The sequence below is a fragment of the Domibacillus sp. 8LH genome (assembly GCF_038806185.1).
Taxonomy (GTDB): Bacteria; Bacillota; Bacilli; order Bacillales; family Domibacillaceae; genus Domibacillus; species Domibacillus indicus_A.
Window position 1 is genome coordinate 130,456 of record NZ_JAVJNG010000004.1, and the last position, 25,888, is coordinate 156,343.

At 47.0% G+C, this 25,888-nt stretch carries 22 protein-coding genes and 1 riboswitch; all 22 genes read right to left on the reverse strand.

The features are described 5' to 3' along the window. Positions 1-12: 12 nt before the first annotated feature. The 22 genes from RG959_RS08955 to ptsG all read right to left on the reverse strand — a co-directional run bounded on the left by RG959_RS08955 (position 13) and on the right by ptsG (position 25,874). On the reverse strand, positions 13-1,182 hold the full coding sequence (locus tag RG959_RS08955; protein WP_342796799.1) for a CamS family sex pheromone protein: 1,170 nt from the start codon (positions 1,180-1,182) through the stop codon (positions 13-15). A 12-nt stretch (positions 1,183-1,194) separates the two neighbouring features. Continuing rightward, positions 1,195-3,204 (reverse strand): NAD-dependent DNA ligase LigA, encoded by a 2,010-nt coding sequence (gene ligA, locus RG959_RS08960; protein ID WP_342796800.1) that lies wholly within the window; start codon positions 3,202-3,204, stop codon positions 1,195-1,197. 96 nt (positions 3,205-3,300) lie between these two features. Further along, positions 3,301-5,493: a DNA helicase PcrA gene (gene pcrA / locus RG959_RS08965; protein ID WP_342796801.1), complete on the reverse strand. Its 2,193-nt coding sequence runs from the start codon at positions 5,491-5,493 to the stop codon at positions 3,301-3,303. 40 nt (positions 5,494-5,533) lie between these two features. Next, a complete protein-coding gene (gene pcrB / locus RG959_RS08970; RefSeq protein WP_342796802.1) occupies positions 5,534-6,226 on the reverse strand; it encodes a heptaprenylglyceryl phosphate synthase in 693 nt (230 codons plus the stop codon). Positions 6,227-6,395: 169 nt separating this feature from the next. Then, entirely contained in the window at positions 6,396-6,692 is a 297-nt protein-coding gene (locus RG959_RS08975; RefSeq protein ID WP_242233935.1) for a YerC/YecD family TrpR-related protein, read from the reverse strand. Positions 6,693-6,694: 2 nt separating this feature from the next. Then, the gene (locus RG959_RS08980; protein WP_342796803.1) at positions 6,695-7,669 is read right to left on the reverse strand and encodes a DUF3048 domain-containing protein; all 975 of its coding nucleotides are present in this window, start codon (positions 7,667-7,669) and stop codon (positions 6,695-6,697) included. A 34-nt stretch (positions 7,670-7,703) separates the two neighbouring features. Beyond that, positions 7,704-9,440, reverse strand: coding sequence for an adenine deaminase C-terminal domain-containing protein (locus RG959_RS08985; protein WP_342796804.1), 1,737 nt, complete (start codon positions 9,438-9,440; stop codon positions 7,704-7,706). Between the two features lie 603 nt (positions 9,441-10,043). Continuing rightward, entirely contained in the window at positions 10,044-11,309 is a 1,266-nt protein-coding gene (purD, locus tag RG959_RS08990) for a phosphoribosylamine--glycine ligase (protein WP_342796805.1), read from the reverse strand. A 15-nt stretch (positions 11,310-11,324) separates the two neighbouring features. Next, positions 11,325-12,860 carry a bifunctional phosphoribosylaminoimidazolecarboxamide formyltransferase/IMP cyclohydrolase gene (gene purH / locus RG959_RS08995; protein ID WP_342796806.1) on the reverse strand — a complete coding sequence of 512 codons (1,536 nt, stop codon included), beginning with the start codon at positions 12,858-12,860 and terminating at the stop codon, positions 11,325-11,327. Beyond that, a complete protein-coding gene (gene purN / locus RG959_RS09000; RefSeq protein ID WP_251272656.1) occupies positions 12,857-13,444 on the reverse strand; it encodes a phosphoribosylglycinamide formyltransferase in 588 nt (195 codons plus the stop codon). The genes purH and purN overlap by 4 nt, the downstream gene beginning before the upstream one ends. Continuing rightward, positions 13,441-14,466 (reverse strand): phosphoribosylformylglycinamidine cyclo-ligase, encoded by a 1,026-nt coding sequence (gene purM, locus RG959_RS09005; RefSeq protein WP_342796807.1) that lies wholly within the window; start codon positions 14,464-14,466, stop codon positions 13,441-13,443. Before purM ends, purN begins: the two co-directional genes overlap by 4 nt. Positions 14,467-14,480: 14 nt before the next feature. Beyond that, positions 14,481-15,914: an amidophosphoribosyltransferase gene (purF, locus tag RG959_RS09010; protein ID WP_342796808.1), complete on the reverse strand. Its 1,434-nt coding sequence runs from the start codon at positions 15,912-15,914 to the stop codon at positions 14,481-14,483. Beyond that, on the reverse strand, positions 15,890-18,124 hold the full coding sequence (gene purL, locus RG959_RS09015) for a phosphoribosylformylglycinamidine synthase subunit PurL (RefSeq protein WP_342796809.1): 2,235 nt from the start codon (positions 18,122-18,124) through the stop codon (positions 15,890-15,892). Before purL ends, purF begins: the two co-directional genes overlap by 25 nt. Further along, on the reverse strand, positions 18,108-18,791 hold the full coding sequence (purQ, locus tag RG959_RS09020; RefSeq protein ID WP_309090170.1) for a phosphoribosylformylglycinamidine synthase subunit PurQ: 684 nt from the start codon (positions 18,789-18,791) through the stop codon (positions 18,108-18,110). Before purQ ends, purL begins: the two co-directional genes overlap by 17 nt. Continuing rightward, the gene (gene purS, locus RG959_RS09025; protein ID WP_050181945.1) at positions 18,788-19,042 is read right to left on the reverse strand and encodes a phosphoribosylformylglycinamidine synthase subunit PurS; all 255 of its coding nucleotides are present in this window, start codon (positions 19,040-19,042) and stop codon (positions 18,788-18,790) included. Before purS ends, purQ begins: the two co-directional genes overlap by 4 nt. Further along, on the reverse strand, positions 19,042-19,755 hold the full coding sequence (gene purC, locus RG959_RS09030; protein ID WP_342796810.1) for a phosphoribosylaminoimidazolesuccinocarboxamide synthase: 714 nt from the start codon (positions 19,753-19,755) through the stop codon (positions 19,042-19,044). Before purC ends, purS begins: the two co-directional genes overlap by 1 nt. Positions 19,756-19,783: 28 nt before the next feature. Further along, positions 19,784-21,076 carry an adenylosuccinate lyase gene (purB, locus tag RG959_RS09035; RefSeq protein WP_342796811.1) on the reverse strand — a complete coding sequence of 431 codons (1,293 nt, stop codon included), beginning with the start codon at positions 21,074-21,076 and terminating at the stop codon, positions 19,784-19,786. A 28-nt stretch (positions 21,077-21,104) separates the two neighbouring features. Next, positions 21,105-22,232, reverse strand: a complete 1,128-nt coding sequence (purK, locus tag RG959_RS09040) for a 5-(carboxyamino)imidazole ribonucleotide synthase (RefSeq protein ID WP_342796812.1) — start codon at positions 22,230-22,232, stop codon at positions 21,105-21,107. After that, positions 22,225-22,713, reverse strand: a complete 489-nt coding sequence (gene purE, locus RG959_RS09045; protein ID WP_342796813.1) for a 5-(carboxyamino)imidazole ribonucleotide mutase — start codon at positions 22,711-22,713, stop codon at positions 22,225-22,227. The genes purK and purE overlap by 8 nt, the downstream gene beginning before the upstream one ends. A 94-nt stretch (positions 22,714-22,807) precedes the next feature. Further along, positions 22,808-22,908: riboswitch (purine riboswitch) on the reverse strand. 76 nt (positions 22,909-22,984) lie between these two features. Continuing rightward, entirely contained in the window at positions 22,985-23,179 is a 195-nt protein-coding gene (locus RG959_RS09050; RefSeq protein WP_315693165.1) for an NETI motif-containing protein, read from the reverse strand. Continuing rightward, positions 23,176-23,718 (reverse strand): DUF2179 domain-containing protein, encoded by a 543-nt coding sequence (locus tag RG959_RS09055; protein WP_242233950.1) that lies wholly within the window; start codon positions 23,716-23,718, stop codon positions 23,176-23,178. The genes RG959_RS09050 and RG959_RS09055 overlap by 4 nt, the downstream gene beginning before the upstream one ends. Positions 23,719-23,807: 89 nt before the next feature. Next, entirely contained in the window at positions 23,808-25,874 is a 2,067-nt protein-coding gene (ptsG, locus tag RG959_RS09060) for a glucose-specific PTS transporter subunit IIBC (protein ID WP_342796814.1), read from the reverse strand. Between the last annotated feature and the right edge of the window lie 14 nt (positions 25,875-25,888).

A 25,888-nucleotide genomic window follows, 5' to 3' on the forward strand; every position in this document is an offset into this window, starting at 1 on the left:
TCAGGTTCTTCCTTATTCGTAAATATGAACATATGGTTCTTTCGCATTCGCTTCCTTCACAATAAGCGCTTCCGGGCCGCCTGTTGACGTAATACTTACTTCAACCGGAATGTATGCCGGAAAATGCTCCATCACAAGGCCGGTTACATACTGCGTAAAGCCAATCGCTTCCGCTTTTCCGTAAAACTGAATTGGAATCTCAATTTTCAAGCTTGTCAGCTCTTCCCCGCTATAAAGTCCGCGTCCAATTACACCATTTGTGCCATCGAAATAAGATTCAATATCCTGCTTAAAGTTAGCGAAATACGTAGAGTCTTCCCGATGGTCTTCTTCCGCAGAGCTGGATGGGAACAATACGTATTTTTCATTGATCGCTTTCCAGTCGGATGTATCCGCATCACCTGCATCAAGGTGGGTATAAGCAATGAAATTTCCCGCTGTTACCGAGTTTTGCGGCGCCTGCTTAAATAAAGCAATCGTGATCGGAATGTTTTTTGTTTTGTCCATCGAACGAAGGCGCGAAGCTACTTCCGCAGCGATTTTCTTGCCTTCTCTTTCAACCGTTTCGTCATCCATTTTAAATTCGTACTGTGCGCCGTATTCTTCCTTTTGATAATAATGAACGGAATTAAGCGCAAGCCCGATCACCATGCCGTCGAGCTGCAAAGAGTTATCCTCTTTTTTCGTTAAATAGTCCTGCTCCATAATATGAGCCAAATAAATCGGTGCTCTTTCGTTTCTTTCGTCAACGGACCCTTCCCCTGTATCTATTGGGTTCAGCCCAAGATTCTCTTTTGCTGTCAGCTCGTTTTCTTTTAACTGTGCATCTGTATACTTTCTGCTCAGCCAGGACCGGATCACATCTCCATCCAGCACCTGTCCTTCCTGAAAGAAAAATTGCTCTGGGGAAAAATTCTCCTGTGCAATCCGCATTAAGCCCGTTTCAAATTCAGCAATATCATAGCGTGTGTTTAAATTGGAAACGACAAGGCCACGCGCTTTGCCTGGTTCAAACGGTACGATCGTGCGGTAATAACTGTCCGAGATTTGATAGGTTGGAATAACAGATGTTTTTTCCTCTCCATCTCCCTGTGTTACTTCATCATTGTTTTGCAGCGCCGGCGCGCATCCACCCATAAGCAGCATGGCGGATACTGCCGCCAGGACCCATTTCTTTTTCAAAAAAGCCACCTCTTATTTTGTAAGTTCATCCATAAACCGTTGTTCATCCCAAACTTCAATGCTAAGCTTTTCCGCTTTTTCAAGCTTCGAACCCGCTTCCTCTCCCGCAATCACAAGATCTGTTTTTTTACTGACACTGCCGGTGACGTTCCCGCCGAGCGCTTCAATTCGTTCCTTGGCTTCATTACGCGTAAGCTGGATCAGCTTTCCTGTCAGCACAACCGTCTTGCCGGCAAAAGGAGATTCTCCTTCTGCAACTGCCGGGCGAATCGGTCCTTCATAGGACATATTGACGCCTGCTGCTTTCAGCTTTTCAATCAGCTCGGCTACTTCCGGCTGCTGGAAATACGTCACAACTGCATCCGCCATCTTGCCGCCAATTTCATGAATAGCCGTCAATTCTTCTTCTGTCACTTCTCTTAAGCGGTCCATTGTGCCAAACTCCATCGCCAGTATTCTTGCTGCTTTTGCGCCGACATGACGGATGCCAAGGCCGAATAAAAGCCGTTCCAGCGAGTTGTTTTTGGACGATTCAATAGCGGATAACAAATTGTCTACCGATTTTTCTCCCATTCGTTCAAGCTTCAGCAAATCCTCCCGTTGAAGCGTATATAAATCCGCTACATCTTTAATCAGTTCTTCACGGTACAGCTGCGCAATCACTTTTTCGCCGAGCCCTTCAATATTCATCGCATTACGCGACACAAAGTGCGTCAGACCCTCGCGGATTTGAGCCGGGCACTGCGGGTTTATACAGCGAAGCGCCACTTCTTCTTCCAGGCGGACCAGTTCACTGCCGCAATCCGGACACACTTCCGGCATGCGGAATTCTTTTTCTTCACCGGTGCGGCGGTCAGCCAGTACACTGACCACTTCCGGAATAATATCACCGGCTTTTTTCACTACAACCATATCACCGATCCGAATGTCTTTTTCACGGATTAAATCTTCATTATGAAGTGAAGCACGACTGACGGTTGTGCCTGCAACACGAACCGGCTGTAAAATGGCCGTTGGCGTAACCACTCCTGTGCGTCCTACACTCAGCTCAATGTCTACAAGCTTTGTGACAACCTCTTCTGCCGGAAATTTAAAAGCAGTGGCCCAGCGCGGGCTTTTCGCCGTAAATCCAAGCTCGTCCTGCTGATCAAGCGAATTTACCTTAATGACGATTCCATCAATTTCATACGGCAGCTTCGCCCGCTTTTCGGACTGCTCCTCGACATAGGTAATTACGTTTTCAATCGTTTGGCATACGCGCCGCTCTTTGTTCGTTTTAAAACCAAGCGTATCAAGCAGATCCAGCCCTTCGCTATGCGTGCTGATTCCAAGCGGTCCCGGGTTCGCAATGCCGTACAAGAAGATATCAAGGTTCCGCGAAGCGGCAATGCGGGGGTCCAGCTGGCGAAGGGACCCTGCTGCTGCATTCCGCGGATTGGCAAACGGCTCTTCTCCTTTTTCGTCGCGAATCGCATTTAAGGCGATAAATGACTGCTTTGGCATAAAAGCTTCGCCGCGCACTTCCATTGTAAGCGGCTCGGACAGCCGAAGTGGAATGGAGTGAATCGTTTTTAAATTTGCCGTAATGTCTTCTCCCGTTGTTCCATCACCGCGTGTAGCGCCCTGCACAAACATTCCATTCTCGTATTTAAGCGCAACAGCAAGCCCGTCAATCTTCAGTTCGCATACGTAAGAGTAATTGGCGTGGCCGACAAGCTGATGGACGCGGCGGTCAAAATCCCGCAGGTCTTCTTCGTTAAAGGCATTGCCAAGACTAAGCATTGGCGTATCGTGGCGCACTTTTTGAAAAGCATCCAGAACCGCTCCGCCGACACGCTGCGTCGGTGAGTCCGGTGTTTGCAGCTGTGGAAATTGCGCTTCAATGTCATTCAGCTCTTTTAACAGCCGGTCGTATTCTGAATCTGGCACCGAAGGCTGATCCATTACATAATATTCATAGCTGTATTTATTCAGCGTGTCATGCAGTTCCTTCACACGCTGTTCGGCTGTTTTTATATCCATATACAATCTCCTTCTCCGGTGTTCACATCACGTGGGTTACAAAGGCGCTGCCGCAGGACGCGGCGTGTGCGGGCCTTCGATTCTTTAAACCGGCTTTTATATCTTTTCAATCGGTGCGAATTGTGCAAGAAGCCGCTTAATGCCGGTTGGACTCGGGAACGCAATGTCCAGCTCTGTGCTGTCGCCGCTTCCTTTTACCGCCACAACGGTTCCTGTTCCCCATTTTTTATGCGCCGCTTTATCGCCAACACGCCACTCCAGCCCTGCCGCCACACTCGTTTGCGGGCGTGTTACAGCCGGACGTGTTTTTTGGCCAAACGGCATCGCTTTTCGCGGCTGCCGTTTCGGATTCTCTGATTCAAGCAGATCCTCTGGAATTTCGCTGATAAAGCGCGACACAGGATTCATGTTTGTTTTTCCGTATAGTGTCCGCATTTCCGCATTGGTCATATATAGCTCTTCTTCCGCACGGGTAATCCCGACATACGCAAGACGGCGTTCTTCTTCCATTTCCTCATCATCCATAAGCGAGCGGCTGTGAGGAAAGACGCCTTCTTCCAGTCCAATCAGGAATACAACGGGGAATTCAAGCCCTTTAGCGGAATGAAGCGTCATAAGGACGACGGATTCTGCCGGCCCTTCTTCTTTGCCTAGCTGGTCGATATCCGCAACAAGCGCCAGATCTGTTAAAAAAGCAATAAGCGTTTTGTCTTCGTTTGATTCTTCAAAAGACTTTGTGACGGATAAAAACTCTTCGATATTTTCAATCCGCGTCTGCGCTTCAATTGTTTTTTCCGCTGCAAGCATGTCCACGTACCCGGTCCGGTCAATCACTTCTTCTACAAGCTCGGAGACAGATAAGTATTCCTGCTGCTGCGTATAAGCATGAATCAGATCACGAAAATCAGCTGCTGCATTCGCCGCTTTACCGCTTAAACCAATAAAATCGACTTCTGCAAGAGCCCTAAACATGGAAATGTCGTTCTCCTGCGCGTAGCGGGCAATTTTATCAAGTGACGTGGAACCGAGGCCCCTCTTCGGCACATTAATGACACGCGACAAGCTGATATCATCATCCGGATTTGCAATCAAGCGCAAATACGCGAGCAGGTCTTTAATTTCCTTCCGATCATAGAATTTAATACCGCCGACGATCGTATAGTCAATGTTTGACTTCATCAGTGTTTCCTCAATCAAACGCGACTGGGCATTTGTGCGGTACAAAACAGCAAAATCAGACGGCTTTCTTCCCGTGGCGGAAAGCTCTTTTATTTTACCGGCCACAAATTCAGCTTCTGTCCGTTCGCTGTCAGCCCGGAAATAAGCGATTTTTTTCCCGTCCACATTTTCAGTCCACAGCTTTTTCGGCTTCCGGTTGGAATTGTTTTCAATCACTTCATTCGCTGCCTGTAGAATCCGTCCTGTTGACCGGTAGTTTTGTTCAAGAATAATCGCTTTTGCATGCGGATAATCTTTTTCGAAAGATAAAATATTCGCAATATCCGCACCGCGCCAGCGATAAATGCTCTGATCACTGTCGCCGACTACGCACAAATTTTGAAACCGGCTCGCCAGCTGCTTTACAAGGGTGTACTGCGACTTATTCGTATCCTGATACTCATCCACGTGAATATACTGAAATTTGCGCTGATAAAACTCCAATACTTCCGGCACCCGCTCAAACAGGCGGATCGTCAGCATAATCAAATCGTCAAAATCAAGCGCATTGTTTTTCTTTAAGCGCTTTTCATATTCCGTGTACACATCAGACGTAACTTTATCCATATAGCCGCCCTGCTGGCGCGCAAACGCTGCCGCATCCACCAAAATGTTTTTAGACGAGCTGATCGCGCCAAGCAGCGCCCGCGGATCAAACTTTTTCGGATCAATATTTAAATCTTTTAAAATGCTTTTAATGACCGAAAGCTGATCTGCTGTATCTAAAATCGTAAAGTTCCGGCTGTAGCCAATCCGGTCAATATCCCGGCGCAAAATGCGCACACACATGGAGTGGAATGTCGACATCCAGATTTCTTCAGCTGCACCGCCGAGCAGCGCACCAATTCGGTCTTTCATTTCACGCGCCGCTTTATTGGTAAACGTAAGCGCCAAAATGTTATAGGGATTGATTTCTTTTTCAACAATTAAATAGGCAATCCGGTGTGTCAGCACCCGGGTTTTGCCTGAGCCCGCTCCAGCCATAATTAGGAGCGGCCCTTCTGTTGTTTTAACGGCCTCCTGCTGCTGCGGGTTCAAGCCGTTTAATAATCGATCTGTTAAAAATTGCATCCTGCCACCACCATTTAGAACGTTTGTTCTTTATTATACACTATTTTTGAACCGCCGCGACGGTTTTTAATGCTTCTTCCGGCTTTTCATAAACCGCATTTCCGACAACGACTACATCTGCATACTGCCCAATTTCTTTTGCCTGCTGGGCTGTTTGAATACCGCCTCCGTAGAAAAACACGGTTTCGGTTTCTTTTAACACTTCGCCCGCTTGCTGCGCGGCTTCAAGGTCACCATACGTGCCGCTGTATTCCAAATAAAAAACAGGCAGCTTCCATAAGTGGCCGGCCAGACGTGCATACGCAATGACATCCTCCGTATCCGGCTTTTCGGAAACACCAGTCAGTTTCGCTGCCTTGCAATCAGGGTTCGCAATACAATAGCCCTCTACAATCAATTCACCCGGGTCCATTAAATCGCCGTATTCTTTCATCGCTTCCACGTGCAGGCCGGTAATCCATTCGGCCCGGTTCGTATTTAAAACGGTTGGAATCAAATACAAATCAAAGCCCGGCGTTACGATTTCAAGTGACGATACTTCCAGCACGCATGGAAGCGGGAAGCGGCGCACCCGTACCATTAAGTCCAGTACATTATCCAGCGTAACGCCATCTGAACCGCCTACTACAATAGCATTCGTTCCAGATTCGCATACACGTTCGAGCAATTCATCATCTATCGGTTTATTCGGATCTAATTTAAACACATGCCGCCATTCGCGAACATCATACATGTGCACTGCCTCCATTCATTCAACTACAACTTCGTATTATATCATGAAACAGCGCCCGCTTCATTCGTTCAACGAAACGGTTTCGTTCCACTTCCTTATTTATACTCTTTTAAGAACGCCTTCTCTGTATACAGAAAAAAGCAGCTCTTAAAAGAGCTGCTTTTTTGTTTTATTCTTTATCGTATACGCGCTTCAACACGAATTCATAGCCGTCATTTCCATAGTTTAAGCATCGTTTCACACGGGAAATAGTAGCGGTTGATGCACCGGTTTCCGTTTCAATTTTATGATAGGTTTTGCCTTCTTGAAGCATCCTTGCTACTTCAAGACGCTGGGCCAGTGACTGAATTTCATTTACTGTGCACAGATCATCGAAAAATCGATAGCATTCTTCCAGATCCTTCAGCGAGAGGACAGCTTGAAACAGCTGGTCCAGCTCCCTCCCCCGCAACTTATCTATCTGCATAATCAACTTCCATTCCCTTCACCATCTATTTCTACCTTTACTGCTTTATTTAATCCTCTTGAGGCCGGCACTACATGAATCCACGTTTTTCCTGTTACAAAAGCAGGACCGCTTTCTGTATTAGGCACGATCCGTCCATCCTGATTGCGCCATTTCACCAGGTTCATGACACCTTCTTGAAAAAGAAACGCATCTCCACCAGAGGTTAAATCAATATCCAGACGCCCTTTTGCATCGACAACACGATGGTCCGCTTCGATGACGAAAACATTATCTGCTTCGATCTCTGCCCTGTCTATCGTCCGGCGGTATTGATCGCCATCATACTCATATCTTGATTCGAACGAATCATTTGATGACGGCCGAATAGAAAATGCTTCTGCTGGGTCACCGGTCAACGACGCTGCTTCCTTCTTCGATAAAAAAGCCAGCCGCGACGGCGCGTCATTTAAGCTGTAGCCTTTTTCTTCCGCAACATGGAACGCTTCCTTCATATCTACGTATGAATTATGCGGTGCTTTCCGGGACGGGTCCCGCTTAAACACATCGCCATCATGCTGGATACCATTAACCTGATCTACTTCACCGGACAGCAGCATCTCCTGCGCTTCTGGACTATAGCCGTGGGCTAAAAACAGTGCATCGTACCCTTTAGAAAGCTCGACAAGATAATCGCGTGCGCTCCGTACAGGTCCCGCTTTATCTGGATATTCGCTTTGATAGATGGCTAAAAAACGAGTGATGCCGCCTTCTGTCAAAATTTCATATACAATATCCGCTTTCTCAAGAGCCGTCTGTGGACGGGCTGACGGATGATTGCTAATCACGACCGCTACAGCCCGGTGTGCATTATCTGATGATTGAATGCCTGTTAAAGGATTGAGCTCACTTTTTTCATTTTTGCTGGCAGGCTCGGCACTTGAACATCCGCTGATTAAAACGGCTGCTGCAGCCATTGCCATCCATTTTTTTCTCATATCGACACTCCGAAAATAGTTTTACTTTACTATTTTAACGCATTATCGTTGGAAAGAGTATCGTTTTCTTCATAACGTCATATATCCCCTGCGAGGTAAGACGGATATAAGGCAGGTGAGTGGACGTTAAAAACAACAGTGAATAGATGGGATCTTCATATGGATAGCCACGTGCTGACAGCAGTTCCCGCAGCTTGGCTTCTTGTTCCATTACCGTTTCAAACGGCTGATCTGACATGATGCCGGACAGTGTAAGCGGGATTTCATGAATGATTTTTCCGTTCTCTGCGAGCACAATGCCTCCGCCCAGTTCTTTCACCCGGTTAAATGCCCGCTTCATTTCCTCTTTGGATGAACCAATCAAAACAATATCCTCCGTGCTGGAAAACGAGGAGGCAAATCCCTGCACGTTTGTAGCAAATCCTTTGATAGTTGTGTTTACCCGCCACTTTCCTTCGTAATCGAGGAGAACGAGGTAATTTTGGTCATGCTCCATATAAAAATGCTCTCCAGCCACATCTTTCACGACACTGCATGGCTTGGTGATGACATTGTTGACCATTTCTATACCAAACGGCATCGAAAATTGCAAATCATCCTCCCGTAGTTCCCAGTCGAGCCGCATTTTCGTATGCCCGAACCGCTGCCAGGCAACAGGCGGGAATGGACTCGCTTCCTGGCCGCTTTTTTTCACCCACATGCCTCTTGACAGCACTGCTTCCGGTGTTGGGTCAAATTCACTTGTTAAAATGTTTACACTTGCCAGGCGTCCAGGTGCAATCATGCCATGTATATGTTCCATGCGATAATAACGAGCAGCGTTATATGACGCCATATGATATGCATCGATAGGCGGCACCCCATTTTCGATGGCGATGCGGATTAATTTATCGGTCAGCCCGTCCTTACAAAAAACAGGCGATGGACCGTCTGTTGTCAGCATCATCATGTCGTACTGATCGAGGTCAAGCTCTTTCATCTCTGTCAGCAGGTTTTCAAGATCCGGACGGATGGATGAATGACGGAGTGTGACCATCATGCCATTCATCAGGCGTTTTCTTACGTCTTCTCCGGTCATCGATTCATGATCGCCGTCCGCTCCAAACAAGGTCATCTTCGTCAATGTTTTTTCCGAGGCACCAGGGAAATGCCCTTCGATCCGCTTATTAGCTGCTTTTGTTTCCTGCATCCAATACAGCATCATATCGTCTCCATCTAAAAGCTTGGGCCAGCCGGTCAATTCACCGCCTTGAATGACACATTCATTTTTCAGCCAGGCACTTACCGTGCCGTTTGCAAAAACATCATCTTCATTTTCAATTTCGGTTTGGGCATCATACCGGCACCACCAGTACATCGAAACCGGCTGCTTATTCAGCTCTTCAATTAAAGAAAACGCTTTCTTTTTTGTAAGGGCCAGCATCATCATCAAGTTGTCATTGATAAGAGTGGTCGTTCCGCGCTTTGCCGCATATTCGGAAAAGGTTTTTGGATTGTAAATTAAAAAGGGGTGAACGTGCGGTTCAATATAGCCGGGCACGATCGTTTTTCCGGTGCAGTCAACGATCTCATCCGCATGGTCTGGAAGGTCGTCTCCGATGTAGACAATACGGTTTTCATAGATCCAGATGTTTCCCTGCAGCCAGCGCTTCATAGCTGAATGAAGATAACGCGCATTCTTCAAAACAAGCGTCGGCGCTTTTTTACGGTCTACTACGGCAACCTGTTCACGTATTTTTTTGTTTCTCCATCTATGTGTTAAATCAGACATACCAATCGTTCCTTTCAAAATGAGATCGCTTTCAACTGTGCGATTGACCTCCATCGTAACATAGATCACACAGTAAAGCATTAAAGAATCATCGATTTTGTGAAAAAAGTTCGAACTTTTGGCAAGAAACTTGCATTAGTCTGATTTTCGGGACAAATCGGGTAAATCCCCTTCTTTTTTTGTCCCGATTTAACGCGAAAAAGCAGGGGGAAACTCCCCCTGCTTTTAGTGTGTAGACAAAATCTTTCGCTTTTAAAAAAGAGCCGGTAAGTGAAGCCGGCCGGACTTCACTAAGTGGTGTCAAAGATCCATAAGCAAGGACTGACTAGACATTTTCTCTTTTTTAAACAGAAAGATATGACCTTATTAGCTCCATACAATCTTGTCGCAAGCCACTTGGCGGCGGGAGGGCAGCGCAGACTCCTATGGGACGAGCGGGCAGCTGAGACCAGTGAAGCCGTCAGGCGAAGCCGGGCTCAGCGCCTGCCCCATGGAAAGCGGAGCTGCCTGGACGCCGCCGATCCATCCCCTTCATTGTGCACGGTCATCCATATCATTTGTCTATAGGCTAAAAAGCAGGGGGAAACTCCCCCTGCTTTCTTTTTATAAACGGGCTTTCGCAATAGCGCGGCTGCCGATATCCTTACGGAAAAAGAAATGTTCCGTATCGATATGCTGCATTTTTTCATACGCGTTTTGCTGAGCTTCAACCGGGTTTGCTCCACTTCCTGCAACAAGAAGCACACGGCCGCCATTCGCGCGGATAACATCTCCATCTGCATACGTGCCAGCGTGGATAACAGATCCTGCATCAATAGCCTGGAGCCCTTTGAGCTCATTGCCTTTCTCGTATGCTTCCGGGTAGCCTTTCGCTGCCAGAACAATACCGAGAACGGATTCTTCTTTCCAAGCGAGTTCAGGGTCTCTGCCATCAAGCACATCAAGCATCACCTGAACAAGATCATTTTCAAGACGCGGCAGTACAACCTGCGTTTCCGGATCACCAAAACGGGCATTAAATTCAATCGTTTTCGGTCCTTCTTCTGTAAGCATTAAACCTGCAAAAATAATGCCCGTAAACGAACGGCCTTCCGCAACCATGCCTTTTGCGATCGGACGGAGAATCTCTTCTACCGACTGGTCGTGAATGGCCTGTGAAATGTGCGGAACCGGTGAATAAGCACCCATGCCGCCTGTGTTTGGACCTTCGTCGTTATCAAATGCACGCTTATGATCCTGTGCTGCTTCCATCGGATATACATTTTCGCCATGTACAAATGCCATAAGAGAATATTCTTCTCCCTGCAAAAATTGCTCTACGACAACGCGTGCAGAAGCATCACCGAATTTTTTATCGAGCATCATATCATCCAGCGCCTCAAGCGCTTCATTCATCGTCATCGCAACGGTAACGCCTTTTCCGGCAGCCAGGCCGTCCGCTTTCAGCACGATCGGTGCACCCTCTTGCTGGATATATGCTTTTGCTGCTTCGTAATCCTCAAATGACTGATAGCGTGCGGTTGGAATATTGTACTTTTCCATCATCATTTTCGAGAAGGATTTACTGCCTTCTAAAATAGCTGCATTTTGTTGTGGACCGAATACTTTCAGTCCCTCGCCTTCTAAATAATCCGTAATTCCGGCAGAAAGCGGGTTTTCTGGACCCACAATTACAAGGTCAACGCCCTGCTCTTTTGCAAAAGCAGCCAGGTCGGCAAAGTTCATTTCATCGATATCAACAATGCTTGCATCCTGCGCGATTCCGGCATTCCCCGGTGCGCAAAAAACGGTTTGAACAAGCGGGCTTTCCGCCACTTTTTTACAAATGGCGTGCTCGCGTCCGCCGCGTCCTACAACGAGTACGTTCATGAGAAAAGCCCCCTCTTAATGTTTGAAATGGCGAATACCTGTCATTACCATTGTAATGCCGTATTCATCCGCTTTTTTAATGGAATCTTCATCCCGGATTGATCCACCCGGCTGAATAATAGCTGTAATACCCGCTTTGGCAGCCGCTTCAACAGTGTCATCCATTGGGAAGAATGCATCTGAGGCAAGAGCGGCTCCTTTTGCTTTTTCACCAGCCTGCTCAAGCGCAATTTTCGCTGCACCAACACGGTTCATTTGTCCCGCACCAACACCAAGTGTCATTTTGTCGTCGGACACAACAATTGCGTTTGACTTAACATGCTTCACAACTTTCCAGCCCAGTTTCATGGCTTTCCATTCTTCTTCTGTCGGCTGGCGTTTCGTCGCAACTTTCACGTCTGCATCCGCAAGAGACAGTTCATCCAAATCTTGCGAAAGCAAGCCGCCTTCAACAGATGTGAGTACTTTTTCGCCTTTTTTGCCGTTTGCGAAATCAAGCGTTAGGAGGCGGATGTTTTTCTTTTGAGACAGTACGTCAATCGCTTCTGCATCAAAAGACGGCGCCACAATGATCTCAAGGAAAATCTCATGCAGCTTTTGGGCAAGCTCTTTTGATACAGGGCGGTTCAATGCCACAATACCGCCGAAAATAGAAGTTGGATCTGCTTCATATGCACGGGCATATGCTTCTTCAATCGTTTCTCCTGCTCCAACACCGCAAGGATTCATGTGCTTCACGGCTACCGCAGCCGGCTCGTCGAATTCTTTTACGATTTGAAGGGCGGCGTCTGTATCACGGATGTTGTTATATGAAAGCTCTTTTCCATGCAGCTGATCAGCTTGTGCCACAGAGAAAGAAGAGCCAAGCGGCTGTGAATAAAACGCCGCTTTTTGATGCGGGTTCTCGCCGTAGCGGAGCGATTGCTTTAATTCATACGTAACAGTCAGCTTTTCAGGGTTTTCTTCCCCGGCAAGATCCGTCATAAAGCCGGCAATCATCGCATCATACGCAGCTGTATGGCGGAACACTTTTGCAGCAAGCTTGCGGCGCGTTTCAAGCGTTGTTTTACCTTCGCCTTTCAGTTCAGACAGCACTTGATCGTAATCACTTGAATCCACAATTACAGTCACATATTCGTGGTTTTTCGCAGACGCACGAAGCATGGCCGGGCCGCCGATGTCGATGTTTTCAATCGCATCTTCTGTTGTGACATCCGGCTTTGCGATCGTTTGCTGGAATGGGTACAAGTTCACGCAGACGATATCGATTGGCTGAATATTGTGCTCTTCAAGCTGCTTTTGATGATCCGGCTCGCCGTGTTTCGCAAGCAGGCCGCCGTGAATGAACGGGTTCAGCGTTTTAACGCGGCCTTCTAGAATTTCCGGAAACCCGGTTACATCTGTTACGCCTTTTACCGGTACACCTGCTTCTGCAAGCATTTTTTTCGTGCCGCCTGTTGAAACAATTTCATAGCCAAGCGCCGCAATTTCTCTCGCAAATTCAGTTACGCCGCTTTTATCTGATACGCTGATTAATGCGCGTTTCGTCATTGTGTTTGTTCCTCCCTATGTTGGTTCAAAAGTTTGGTGATTACATTCGGATAAAGGCTGTGTTCAATCCGTTGAATGGCAGCCTGTACATCGCTGCGCGTCATGCCGGAATCAATTCGTACACATTCCTGATCAATGATCGGGCCGGTGTCCATCCCTTCATCAACAAAGTGAACGGTAACGCCGGATATTTTTACCCCTGCGTCAAACGCCTGGCCGATCGCATCTTTTCCTGGAAAAGCCGGCAGAAGAGACGGGTGAATGTTTACGATCCGGTTCCGGTATGCATTCAGTAAAACAGGGCCGATCAAACGCATATAGCCGGCTAGAAAAATAAATTCAACCCCTGCCTCCTGCAAGCGGTCCACAATTTCACTCTCAAACGCTGCTTTTGATTCGTATTGTTTCGGCTGAAATGAAAACGCCGGGATGTCGAGTGCTTTTGCGCGTTCAAGTACATACGCATCCGGTTTATCGCAGACGAGCAAGGCGATTTCAGCAGGAACCTTTCCTGCTGCCACCGCCTCGGCAATTGCCTGCACGTTGCTTCCGCTGCCGGATGCAAACAAGGCAATTTTCGTCATTGAACGGTAACTCCTTCGCCGCTCACAACACGTCCGATTGTATAAGCTGTTTCACCAGCTGCTTCGAGTGCTGCTTTTACGTTTGCTTCTTCTTCTTTCGATACAATCAATACAAAGCCAATACCCATATTGAAAATATTGTACATTTCCTGGCGGTCAAGCTCTCCATACGTCTCAAGTACATTAAAAATGTCCGGTACCGGCCACGAACCAGCTTCAATTGAAGCGCCAAGGCCTTTTGGCAGAGCACGCGGAATGTTTTCCACAAATCCGCCTCCTGTAATGTGCGCCATCCCGTTTACAGCCACTTGCTTTAGTACGGATAGAACCGGCTTCACATAAATACGTGTTGGTTCAAGAAGCGCTTCTCCAAGCGGAACTGAAAGACCTTCTACCTGCGCGTTTACATCAAGGTTATGTGTTTCAAAGAAAATTTTGCGAACGAGTGAATAACCGTTGCTGTGAATCCCGCTCGATGCGAGACCGATCAGCACGTCGCCTTCTTTTACGTTTTCACCTGTTACAACGCTGCTCTTTTCAACAGCGCCAACCGTAAATCCGGCCATATCGTATTCTTCCTCATCGTAAAGTCCCGGCATTTCTGCTGTTTCTCCGCCAATAAGGGCACAGCCCGCCTGCTCGCAGCCGTCCGCTACTCCTTTAACGATTTGTTCGATTTTTTCCGGCACTGCTTTGCCGCATGCAATATAATCAAGGAAAAACAGGGGCTCTGCTCCCTGTACGACAACATCGTTGACACACATGGCTACACAGTCGATGCCAATCGTATCATGCTTGTCCATCATAAACGCAAGCTTTAGTTTTGTGCCGACGCCATCTGTTCCGGAAACAAGAACCGGCTCCTTTAACTGCAGTGATGACAGATCAAACATGCCCCCGAAACTGCCGAGCGCTCCCATTACACCGGCGCGCTTCGTCCGCTCTACATGTTTTTTCATCCGTTCTACCGCTTCGTACCCTGCCTCGATGTTTACACCGGCTGCTTCATACGATTTTGCCATTTTTGTTCCTCCTGTTAGCACATGACTTCTTTATCATGCGGATGCTGTGTATCTGGGAAAATCTCCGTCGGGTATTCCCCTGTAAAGCAGGCCATGCACTGGCCGCATTCGCCAAGCTCGCTTTTGCGATGGCCGATTGCTTCAATCGTGCCCTCTACGCTTAAATACGTAAGAGAATCTGCTCCGATCAATTCACGTAATTCTTCATTTGTATAGTGTGCAGCGATCAATTCGCCTTTTTCAGATGTATCAATTCCATAAAAGCATGGATGCTTAATGGCTGGCGAGCTGATCACCACGTGTACTTCTTTTGCGCCGGCTTCTTTGAGCATTGTAACGATCCGTCTGCTCGTTGTGCCGCGGACAATCGAGTCATCCACCATAACCACTTTTTTGCCTTCTACAACCCCGCGTACAGGAGAAAGCTTCATTTTAACCCCCTGCTCACGAAGAGACTGGGACGGCTGAATAAATGTCCGGCCAACGTAACGATTTTTAATTAAACCAAGCTCATATGGAATACCTGTTGCTTCTGCAAAACCGATAGCAGCAGAAATACTCGAATCCGGTACACCCGTGACAACATCGGCTTCCAGTACCGCTGGATCTACTTCTTGTGCCAGCATCTTACCGAGGCGTTTACGGGCACTGTGAACATTCACGCCATGAATATTACTGTCCGGACGGGAGAAATAAACATATTCCATCGTGCACATTGCGTCACTGATCGCTGCGGCAAACTGTTCAGAATGAAGACCGTCTTCATTAATGGTAATCAATTCACCCGGCTCCACATCACGTAAAAACTCAGCACCAATAATATCAAAGGCGCACGTTTCAGAGGCAACCACATAAGCATCGCCAAGTTTGCCGATTGAAAGCGGGCGCAGCCCTTGTGGATCAAGTGCTACATGCATTTCATTTTCCGTCATGATAAGAAACGCATAAGCTCCTTTTACCATGGAAAGAGCCGTTTTCAAACGGTCTTTGATCGTGCCATATGTGCTGCGGCGGATTAAGTGTGCCAGTACTTCAGTGTCAGACGTTGTCTGGAAAATGCTTCCCTGAGCTTCCAGTTCACGCTTCAGCGATGTAGCATTGACAAGGTTTCCGTTATGCGCAAGCGCCAGGCTGCCTGTTTGAAAGTGGAACAGGAGCGGCTGTACATTTTGGTAGCCGCCGCCTCCTGCTGTTTGGTAACGAACATGCCCAATGGCTGCTGTTCCTGTTAAACCGTTGATAATATCCTGGTTGAAAATTTCTGTAACAAGCCCTTCACCTTTATGGCCGCGAAGGCGTTCTCCGTCGCTCATCACGACGCCGGCGCCTTCTTGTCCGCGGTGCTGTAAGCTTTGCAGGCCATAATATGTGATTTGTGATGCATTTTCGTGTCCAAAAACCCCGAAGACGCCACACTCTTCATTTAAGCCTCTGAGTTCAGCAAGCATGGAATAGCTCCTTTCCAGGCATCCTCCAGTTCACTAACCGGTGCCTGTACCACTTCTTCTCCGTTAATTGAAATTGATGCCACTGGCTGAGCTGTTACTTCACCAATTTGTTTTGCATCCTGTACGGCTGCTTCAAACGCTTCTTTGTTTTCTGGCTTCACTGTAATGACAAAGCGTGACTGTGTTTCTGCAAATAGGGCAGCCGTTGCTTCACCTTGAAGAGAAACGCGGGCGCCAAGACCTGTGCCGAATAATTTTTCAACAAGTGCTACGGCAAATCCACCTTCTGAAATATCATGAGCTGATTGAACAAGACCCGACTGAATAGCCGCAAGAAGTGCATCCTGGCGTGCTTTTTCCACTGTCAAATCAATAGCTGGTGATTGGCCGAAAATATCGCCATCATTCATCAATTTTTGCAGTTCGCTGCCGCCAAAGTCGTTTGCAGCGTCTCCAATTACGTATACGAGGTCACCAGCCTGCTTCGCTGCTTGTGTCGTAATATGGTTCACGTCTTCAATCAATCCGACCATGCCGATAATTGGTGTCGGGTAAATAGCTGTACCGTTTGTTTCATTATAAAGAGATACGTTTCCGCCGATAACCGGTGATTGAAGCGCAAGGCATGCTTCACTAATTCCGTCTGCTGACTGCTCAAGCTGCCAGAATACGCCTGGATTCTCAGGGCTTCCGTAGTTTAAGCCGTCTGTAATCGCGAGTGGACGGGCACCAGAAGCTACGATATTACGGGCCGCTTCTGCCACGGCAATTTTACCGCCTGTTTTCGGATCAAGGTAAATGTAACGTGCGTTACAGTCTGTTGTCATCGCAAGTGCTTTGTTTGTGCCGCGCAGACGGATTACCGCTGCGTCTGATCCTGGCGCTACCACTGTATTTGTACGAACTTGGTAATCGTATTGGTCATACACCCACTCTTTGCTTGCAATCGTCGGCTGCTGAAGCAATTTCACAAGTGTTTCTTTGTGATCTGTAACGTCCGGTGTTACGTTTTCCATTGCCTGGAACGTACGGAAGTATTCCGGCTCTGCAGATGGCTTGTGGTACACTGGTGCATCTTCTGCCAGCGCATCAACCGGTACTTCTGCTGCTACTTCGCCTTTATGAATCAAACGAAGCATTTTGTCGTCTGTTACGACACCAACTGATGCCGCTTCAAGACCGTATTTCGCAAAAAGATCTTCGATTTCTTTTTCGTGTCCTTTTTTCACAACGATCAGCATGCGCTCCTGTGATTCAGACAGCATCATTTCATATGGTGTCATGCCTGTTTCGCGCTGCGGAATCAAATCAAGGTTCATTTCAATTCCTGATCCGGATTTTGACGCCATTTCTGCTGACGAGCTTGTTAAGCCGGCAGCACCCATATCTTGAATGCCGACAAGAACGTCCTGATGGTTGTAAATAAGCTCAAGGCATGCTTCTAAAAGCAATTTTTCCATGAATGGGTCGCCAACCTGTACCGCTGGGCGTTTTTCATCTGAGCTTTCGCTTAATTCTTCTGAAGCGAATGTTGCACCGTGAATACCATCGCGGCCTGTTTTCGCTCCTACATACATTACGGTGTTGCCAACGCCTTTTGCCTGGCCTTTTTGAATATCTTTATGATCAATCAGTCCCACACACATTGCATTCACAAGCGGATTGCCGTCATAAGACGGATCAAAGCCGATTTCACCGCCGACTGTTGGGATCCCGATGCAGTTTCCGTAACCAGCAATACCGGCAACAACTTCTTCAAACAAATACTTTACACGTGCTGTTTCAAGTTCACCGAAACGAAGTGAGTTTAAAATCGCAACCGGACGGGCACCCATTGAGAATACATCACGGATGATACCGCCGACACCTGTTGCTGCGCCCTGGTATGGCTCAATAGCAGATGGGTGGTTATGACTTTCAATTTTAAACGCAACGGCCTGACCGTCACCGATATCAACGATACCAGCGCCTTCACCCGGTCCCTGCAAAACGTGCTCGCCTTTTGTTGGGAAACGGCTTAAAACAGGTTTGGAATTTTTATAGCTGCAATGCTCTGACCACATAACCGAGAAAAGACCTGTTTCTGCGTAGTTTGGCAGACGGCCAAGAATTTTTTCTACTTTCGCAAATTCTTCATCCGTTAAGCCCATTGTGCTGTATAGTTTTTCGTCTTTAATTTGCTGTGGATTTGGTTCAAGCATTAACGACATGAGAATTCCTCCAGTGCTTTACAATTGATTGGAAAAGTTTAAGGCCATCCGCGCTGCCAAGAAGCTCATCAACAGCCCGCTCCGGATGCGGCATCATGCCAAGTACGTTGCCTTTTTCGTTTGTAATACCTGCAATATCAGAAAGGCTTCCGTTTACATCGCTCGCATATGTGAAGGCAATTTGATTGTTTTCCTTCAGTTTTGCAAGTGTTGCTTCGTCACAGTAGTAGTTTCCTTCACCGTGTGCAACTGGAATGCTGATTTTTTCGCCTTTTTCGTATAAAGAAGTAAACATCGTTTCATTATTTTCAACAGACAGCTCTACCGTCCGGCAAATAAACTTTAAATTTTTGTTACGAAGCATAGCTCCTGGAAGAAGGCCTGATTCAAGCAAAATTTGAAACCCGTTGCAGACACCAAGAACCGGCTTGCCCGCTTCCGCAGCACGTTTAACTGCGGCCATTACGTTTGACATGTGAGCGATCGCGCCCGAACGCAGGTAGTCTCCGTATGAAAAGCCTCCTGGAAGCAAAATACCGTCATATTCATCAAGGTTGTCCGCATCATGCCAGACAAGATCAACCTGCTCGCCTAATTCGTCTTTTACTGCATGGTACATGTCCACGTCACAGTTAGATCCTGGAAATACGATGACTGCAAATTTCACTGTTTCGCACTCTCCTCGATTTCATATCGGTAATCTTCAATAACCGGGTTTGACAAAAGTTTTTCACATACTTCTTTGACTGTGCCCTCTACGTCACGAACAGAATCATCGAATTGAAGCTCCATGTATTTGCCGATGCGCACTTCTTCTACTCCCTGGTAGCCAAGGTTTGACAGAGATTGCTGTACTGCTTTTCCTTGCGGGTCTAATACACTTTCACGAAGTGTTACGTAAACTTTCACTTTATACATTATAGAGTTCCTCCAAGTCGATTGTAGATTTCGGTATATGCTTCTGTCAGTCCGCCAAGATCCCGGCGGAACAAGTCTTTATCGAGTTTGCGATTTGTGCCTTTTTCCCATAGACGGCATGTATCCGGCGAAATTTCATCGGCCAGCAGAATGCTTCCATCCTTTTGACGGCCAAATTCGATTTTAAAGTCAATGAGGTCAACACCCATTTCGCTAAACAATGGAATGAGTACGTCGTTTACACGAAGAGCTTCTTTTTTCAAAATTTGCACTTCTTCAGGTGCTGCCACGTCAAGCAGACGGATATGATCTTCTGTTAAGAGCGGATCACCGAGGTCATCGTTTTTGTAATAAAACTCAACGATTGGCTCCTTAAACCGCACGCCTTCTTCAAAGCCGAGGCGCTTGGCAATGCTGCCAGCGGCAACATTGCGCACCACAACTTCAAGCGGAATAATGTCAACATGCTTCACAAGCTGCTCGTTTTCAGACAGCTGCTCAACAAAGTGAGACTGAATACCCTGCTCGGCGAGCTTCTCAAACAACAGCCCTGTGATTAAATTATTTAAGCGGCCTTTACCTTCGATTTCTGCTTTTTTCTCACCGTTAAAAGCAGTCGCTGAGTTTTTATATTCGATCCAGACGATATCTTCCTGGTCTGTTGCATAAATGCGTTTTGCTTTTCCTTCGTAGAGCTGCTTGCCTTTTTGCATGATGTGATCCTCCCAGGTTCCGGTTTAATTAAAGACCAATGCGGTCAAAAATCGTATCGACATGTTTGATATGGTAGTTATAGTCAAAGCAGTCAGCAATTTCTTCCGGTGTTAATTTCGATGTGATCGTTTCATCCGCTTCTACAAGTGAACGGAACTGAACTTGCTTGTCCCATGCTTCCATCGCCCGCGGCTGTACAGTGTCATAAGCTGCTTCCCGCGCCATGCCTTTGTCGATCAAAGCAAGAAGAATACGCTGTGAGTAAATAAGGCCAAGCGTACGGTCCATATTGCGCTTCATGTTTTCCGGGAATACCGTCAAGTTCTTCACAATGTTGCCGAAACGGTTCAGCATGTAATTCAAGGCAATCGTTGCATCCGGCAGAATCACGCGCTCTGCAGATGAATGGGAGATATCACGCTCATGCCAAAGGGATACATTCTCGTATGCTGTAACCATATGGCCGCGAATCACACGCGCAAGGCCAACCATGTTTTCAGATCCGATTGGATTACGTTTATGCGGCATCGCTGATGAGCCTTTTTGTCCTTTTGCAAATGCTTCTTCTACTTCGCGTGTTTCTGACTTTTGCAGGCCGCGAATCTCTGTTGCGAATTTTTCGATAGATGCAGCAACGAGTGCAAGAGTAGCCATATAATGTGCATGGCGGTCACGCTGAAGAGTCTGCGTTGAAACCGGTGCTGGTTTCGTACCCAGCTTTTCGCAAACATACTGCTCAACGAACGGATCGATGTTTGCGTATGTGCCGACTGCACCGGAAATTTTTCCGTATTGAACGCCGTCAGCTGCGTCGTTAAAGCGCTCAAGGTTCCGTTTCATTTCTTCATACCAAAGGGCCATCTTCAAGCCAAATGTTGTCGGTTCTGCATGAACACCGTGTGTGCGGCCCATCATTACCGTGTGTTTATGTTCAATCGCCTTGTCGCGAAGGATGTCAATAAAGTTCTCAATGTCTTTACGTAAAATGTCGTTCGCCTGCTTTAATAGATAAGAAAGGGCCGTGTCTACTACATCTGTTGACGTTAATCCGTAATGCACCCATTTGCGTTCTTCTCCAAGTGTTTCGGATACAGCGCGGGTAAATGCCACTACGTCATGGCGTGTTTCTAGTTCAATTTCGTTAATGCGGTCAATGTCAAAGCTTGCATTTTTACGAAGTTTTTGAACATCTTCTTTCGGGATTTCACCAAGCTCAGACCATGCCTCGCAAGCTAAGATTTCTACTTCAAGCCATGCTTTGAATTTGTTTTCTTCTGTCCAGATGCTGCCCATTTCAGGTCGTGTATAGCGTTCGATCATTAGTTGTCATCCTCCGATTAATCGTCGTTTATTTTGTCCAAATCCGGCTTTCCTGGATTTCGGTTAAGGTTTCGTTGATATTGTCCGTCAAAATGGTTACATGCCCCATTTTCCGTTTTTCTTTTGCTTCGTCTTTTCCGTATAAGTGAATGGACCATTCAGGCTTGTCTACAATGGCGCTCACAACACCTTCTACATGTTCACCGAGCACATTGACCATGACAGCTGGCTTTAAAAGCGCTGTGCTTTTAAGCGGCCAGTTGCAAACAGCGCGGATATGCTGGCCAAACTGGGAGATTCCGCACGCTTCGATCGTATAATGCCCGGAGTTGTGCGGCCGCGGTGCCAATTCATTAATGTAAATGCCGCCCTCTTCTGTTACGAACATCTCAACAGCCAGGGTGCCGACAAGGGACAGCGCCGATGCAATGCTCTCTGCTGCCTCATGTGCAGCTCGCTCGGTTTCTTTCGAAATACGGGCCGGTACAATTGATTCGTGCAGAATGTTATTTACGTGAATGTTTTCCGCTACCGGGAAAAATGTCGTTTCCCCTTCTGGATTTCGTGTCACAATGACGGATATTTCTTTTTGGAATGGAATCCATTGTTCAAGTACACAGTCACCGTGCGTAAGCAGCTTGGCTGCTTCTGCTGCCTGGTTCACTTCTCTTAACACAAACTGCCCTTTGCCGTCATATCCGCCGGTTGCCGTTTTCAGTACAGCCGGCAGGCCGAGTGCCTCGATTCCTTCCAGCAGATCAGACTCGGTCCGAATCACCCGATAAGGGGCAACCGGCACGCCTGCATTCGAGATCGCTTCTTTTTCGTAAACGCGGTTTTGCGTAGTGCGAATCAGCTCTGCCCCCTGAGGAATATGGGCCGTGTTCATCAGCTCTTTTAAGCCTTCATAATCGATATTTTCAAATTCGTAGGTGATCACGTCACTTACTTGTGCCAGGCGCTGAAGTGCGTCCTGGTCATTGTAAGGCGCTTGGATGACGATATCCGCTGTCTGCGTGCATGGGGCGCCTTCTGCCGGTTCAAGAACGGCGATGCGAAAGCCCGCTTCTTTAGCGGCCAGTGCCATCATACGTCCTAATTGTCCGCCGCCGATGATGCCGATTGTTTTTCCCGGTTCAATGATTTTTCTAGCCAAGCTGATCACTGCTTTCGAGGACCATTTTTTCCGTTTCCTTCCGGCGCTTGTCCAACCGCGCCGCTACACCTGTGTCTGCGATCGACAAAATTTGCGCTGCCAGCAGACCGGCATTGGTTGCACCGGCTTTGCCAATCGCTGTTGTAGCAACAGGTACACCGCCCGGCATTTGAACGATAGAAAGAAGAGAATCAAGTCCATTTAACGCTTTTGACTGAACAGGGACGCCGATAACCGGCAGAGTCGTTTTTGCTGCCGTCATGCCTGGCAGATGAGCAGCCCCTCCTGCTCCCGCAATGATTAGTTTAATTCCTCGCTCCCGTGCCGTTTCGGCATATTCAAACATCAAATCAGGGGTGCGGTGTGCGGACACCACTTTCTTTTCATAGGGAATGTCAAGTTCATCGAGTACGTCACATGCGTGCTTCATTGTTTCCCAATCTGATGTGCTTCCCATAATAACGCCAACTTCAATCGTCATCTTGATCCTCCATTGTGAGATTTTTTTACATAAAAAAACGGGCAGACCGCTTCTCCGGTAAAAAGGAGAAAGCGATTCGCCCGTAGTCGATCGAGAGTACGAATGCTTTCCCCATAGTCGGCTCGTTTACGGCGGCCGGTAGAAACTCGCGGGCCATATTCCCGCTATTATATGAGGTGCTTTATTTGTCCTCTACATATTAACAACCGATCGAAGGGGTTGTCAACAAAAAATCGAACGATATTTATCACTTATATTTTAATGTTCGTATTTAAGTCATTATTTTTCCTTCAAAGACGATTTCACGACCAATCGGCACATGAATTGTTTCCCCGTTTTCCTTCCGTTCTTCAAAAAGAGGCTTTTCCATCCGCCGCACCGGCATATAGCCTTCACGCTTCATTCGTTCAAGGCACTCATCAATCGTTTCGTTTTCCTGCACGTAAAAATTCTTTTTTTTGCTCATTGCATCAATTTTCCCTTTCTCACTTGTTTTACCCAGAAGCCACCATGAATAGTTTTCGGTTCAAAAGCAATAATAAATGCTTTTGGGTCAAGGTCTTTAATTTTCTCATACAGCTTCAGCTCATATTTACGCGGCGTCAAAATCTGCATCGCCATCCGTTCGCCTTCAAGCCCGTTCGCTGCCCAGTTGGTCACTCCGTAGCCTTCCTGGCGCAATTGCTTCGGCAGGTCTTTATCATATTCCTTTGTGATCACATTCACCGTAATATATCCAAGCGCCAGCTTTTCCTCGATCTTCATGCCAACGATCACTCCCACACCGTAGCCGACCGCATAAGCAATCAAGTTTTGAATTTCGTTTAAGTTATCGAGCACCAGTCCAAGACCTACAACATAAATGACAACCTCAATCGTACTGACAAAAGCTGCTGTGTACCGATAGCCCTTCAGAGTCAAAATCATGCGGATCGTAAAAAATGAAACGTATACAATATTGATCAGCAAAATAATAACAACCATTAATAACGCATTATCCATCATGGTGATTCACTCCTCTTTTCCGGCAGTTTACCATATTGGCGCTCATTAAAAAAGCCTCAGCCGAATGATCGGCTGAGGCAGATTGCTTCTTATTTAATAGTGATGATGTTCTCGTCGCCATTTTTCACCGTTCCCGGCTTTTCAACCGTTACGGATTGACCTTCTGCAAGGTTTGTGAAAATAATCGGCGTGATCGTCGATGTGGCATTTTTTGCAATGTAGTCCAGATCCACTTTAAGAAGCGGCTGGCCTGCTTTGACTTCATCACCTTCTGATACAAGGGCTTCAAAACCTTCCCCGTTCAGCTTTACTGTATCGATACCGAAGTGAATCAAGATTTCGCGTCCACTGTCCGCATTAATACCGATCGCATGCTTTGTCGGGAAGACGTTGATAATTTTACCGTTTACCGGAGATACGACTGTACCATCGTTTGGCTTGATTGCAAAGCCGTCACCCATCATTTTTCCAGCGAAAACAGGGTCCGGTACTTCTGTAATTGGCAGAAGCTCACCTGAAATAGGTGCTACAAACTTATCTTCTACATCATTACGGATTGCAGCTGGTGCCGCGTTTTCCACTTCTTTTTGCGTTTCCTGGTCCGGTTTTACGGTTGCTGTTGGACGAGGCTTGTTGCCTTTCATAATGTCCGCCATTTGGTGGCGCAGGCCGTCTGATTTCGGTCCAAAGATAGCCTGGATGTTGTTGCCCACTTCAAGGACGCCTGCTGCTCCAAGCTGTTTCAAACGTTTTTTATCAACGTTGCCAATATCATTTACAGATACGCGAAGACGTGTAATACATGCGTCAAGGTTCGCAATGTTTTCTTTTCCGCCCATCGCATCCAGAATCTCGTATGGAAGATCACCGGCTACAACTGCTGGTCCCTCTTCACTATCTGCATCTTCTGTCTCACGTCCTGGTGTTGCAAGGTTAAACTTGCGGATCGCAAAACGGAAACCGAAGTAGTAAATAACCGCAAATACAAGACCTACTGGAATAACAATCCACGCATTTGTTTGCGGGTTTAAAAGACCGAATAGTGTATAGTCAATCAAACCGCCTGAGAATGTCATACCAATTTTTACATCCAGCAAGTTCATTGTCATAAATGACAGACCCGCAAAAATCGCGTGAACTCCGAACAGAACAGGTGCTACGAACAAGAATGAGAACTCAAGCGGCTCTGTAATCCCTGTTAAGAAAGATGTTAATGCAGCAGAACCCATAAGGCCGGCTACTACTTTTTTACGCTCCGGACGCGCTTCATGATAAATTGCAAGCGCTGCTGCCGGAAGACCGAACATCATGAATGGATATTTACCAGTCATAAATGTACCAGCTGTTAAGTTTTCAACACCGTCCCGAATCTGCGCCATAAACATTGGCTGGTCACCACGAACGATTTCACCCGTCGCCGTTGTGTACTGGCCAAATTCATACCAGAATGGTGAATAGAAAATGTGATGCAGACCGAATGGAATTAAGCTTCGTTCAATTACACCGAAAATAAAAGCAGATAGGGCAAGATTACCTTCTAACAGTACGTGTGAAAAGGCATTTAAGCCACTTTGAATTGGCGGCCAGATCGCAATCATAAGAAGACCGAGAATTACTGCTGAAGCCGCTGTTGCAATCGGAACGAACCGTTTGCCTGCAAAGAATCCTAAGTATGATGGTAATTCAATGTTAAAGAATTTATTGTACATGAAAGCGGCAATCGCTCCCACGATAATCCCGCCGAATACACCGGTTTGCAGGGATGGAATTCCAAGAATAAGCGCATAAGCAGGGTCGCCGCCTTCTAGAACAGCAATTCTCTCCAAGCCTAGTGCTGTCCCCATTGTGGCGTTCATAATTAAATATCCGACGATCGCCGCAAGACCGGCAACACCGTCACCGCCTGCAAGACCAATTGCTACACCGACCGCAAAGAGTATCGGCAAGTTTCCGAAAACAATGTCACCTGAGTTTTCCATAACAGACGCGACTGTAACAATCCAGTCAGCTGTTAAAAACGGTGCTAAATCAGTTAAAGCTGGGTTTTGCAGCGCATTACCAAACGCAAGCAAAAGTCCGGCAGCCGGCAAAATCGCAACAGGCAGCATAAGTGCTTTGCCGATTTTCTGAAGCACACCGAAAAGCTTTTTAAACATGTGTGTTTCCTCCT

Excerpts from the sequence above, each read along its gene's own strand:
- purH (WP_342796806.1), bottom strand. The coding sequence starts at position 12,860 with ATGACGAAACGCGCATTAATCAGCGTATCAGATAAAAGCGGCGTAACT.
- RG959_RS08975 (WP_242233935.1), bottom strand. The coding sequence starts at position 6,692 with ATGCAGATAGATAAGTTGCGGGGGAGGGAGCTGGACCAGCTGTTTCAA.
- ptsG (WP_342796814.1), bottom strand. The coding sequence starts at position 25,874 with ATGTTTAAAAAGCTTTTCGGTGTGCTTCAGAAAATCGGCAAAGCACTT.
- RG959_RS09055 (WP_242233950.1), bottom strand. The coding sequence starts at position 23,718 with ATGATGGATAATGCGTTATTAATGGTTGTTATTATTTTGCTGATCAAT.
- ligA (WP_342796800.1), bottom strand. The coding sequence starts at position 3,204 with ATGGATATAAAAACAGCCGAACAGCGTGTGAAGGAACTGCATGACACG.
- purD (WP_342796805.1), bottom strand. The coding sequence starts at position 11,309 with ATGAACGTACTCGTTGTAGGACGCGGCGGACGCGAGCACGCCATTTGT.
- pcrA (WP_342796801.1), bottom strand. The coding sequence starts at position 5,493 with ATGCAATTTTTAACAGATCGATTATTAAACGGCTTGAACCCGCAGCAG.
- purS (WP_050181945.1), bottom strand. The coding sequence starts at position 19,042 with ATGTATAAAGTGAAAGTTTACGTAACACTTCGTGAAAGTGTATTAGAC.
- purC (WP_342796810.1), bottom strand. The coding sequence starts at position 19,755 with ATGCAAAAAGGCAAGCAGCTCTACGAAGGAAAAGCAAAACGCATTTAT.
- RG959_RS09050 (WP_315693165.1), bottom strand. The coding sequence starts at position 23,179 with ATGAGCAAAAAAAAGAATTTTTACGTGCAGGAAAACGAAACGATTGAT.
- purB (WP_342796811.1), bottom strand. The coding sequence starts at position 21,076 with ATGATCGAACGCTATACACGACCTGAAATGGGCAGCATCTGGACAGAA.
- purE (WP_342796813.1), bottom strand. The coding sequence starts at position 22,713 with ATGACGATTGAAGTTGGCGTTATTATGGGAAGCACATCAGATTGGGAA.
- purF (WP_342796808.1), bottom strand. The coding sequence starts at position 15,914 with ATGCTTGCTGAACTCAGAGGCTTAAATGAAGAGTGTGGCGTCTTCGGG.
- pcrB (WP_342796802.1), bottom strand. The coding sequence starts at position 6,226 with ATGTATGATGTTCGCGAATGGCGGCATGTGTTTAAATTAGATCCGAAT.
- RG959_RS08985 (WP_342796804.1), bottom strand. The coding sequence starts at position 9,440 with ATGTCTGATTTAACACATAGATGGAGAAACAAAAAAATACGTGAACAG.
- purM (WP_342796807.1), bottom strand. The coding sequence starts at position 14,466 with ATGGCAAAATCGTATGAAGCAGCCGGTGTAAACATCGAGGCAGGGTAC.
- purL (WP_342796809.1), bottom strand. The coding sequence starts at position 18,124 with ATGTCGTTAATGCTTGAACCAAATCCACAGCAAATTAAAGACGAAAAA.
- purN (WP_251272656.1), bottom strand. The coding sequence starts at position 13,444 with ATGACGAAAATTGCCTTGTTTGCATCCGGCAGCGGAAGCAACGTGCAG.
- RG959_RS08980 (WP_342796803.1), bottom strand. The coding sequence starts at position 7,669 with ATGAGAAAAAAATGGATGGCAATGGCTGCAGCAGCCGTTTTAATCAGC.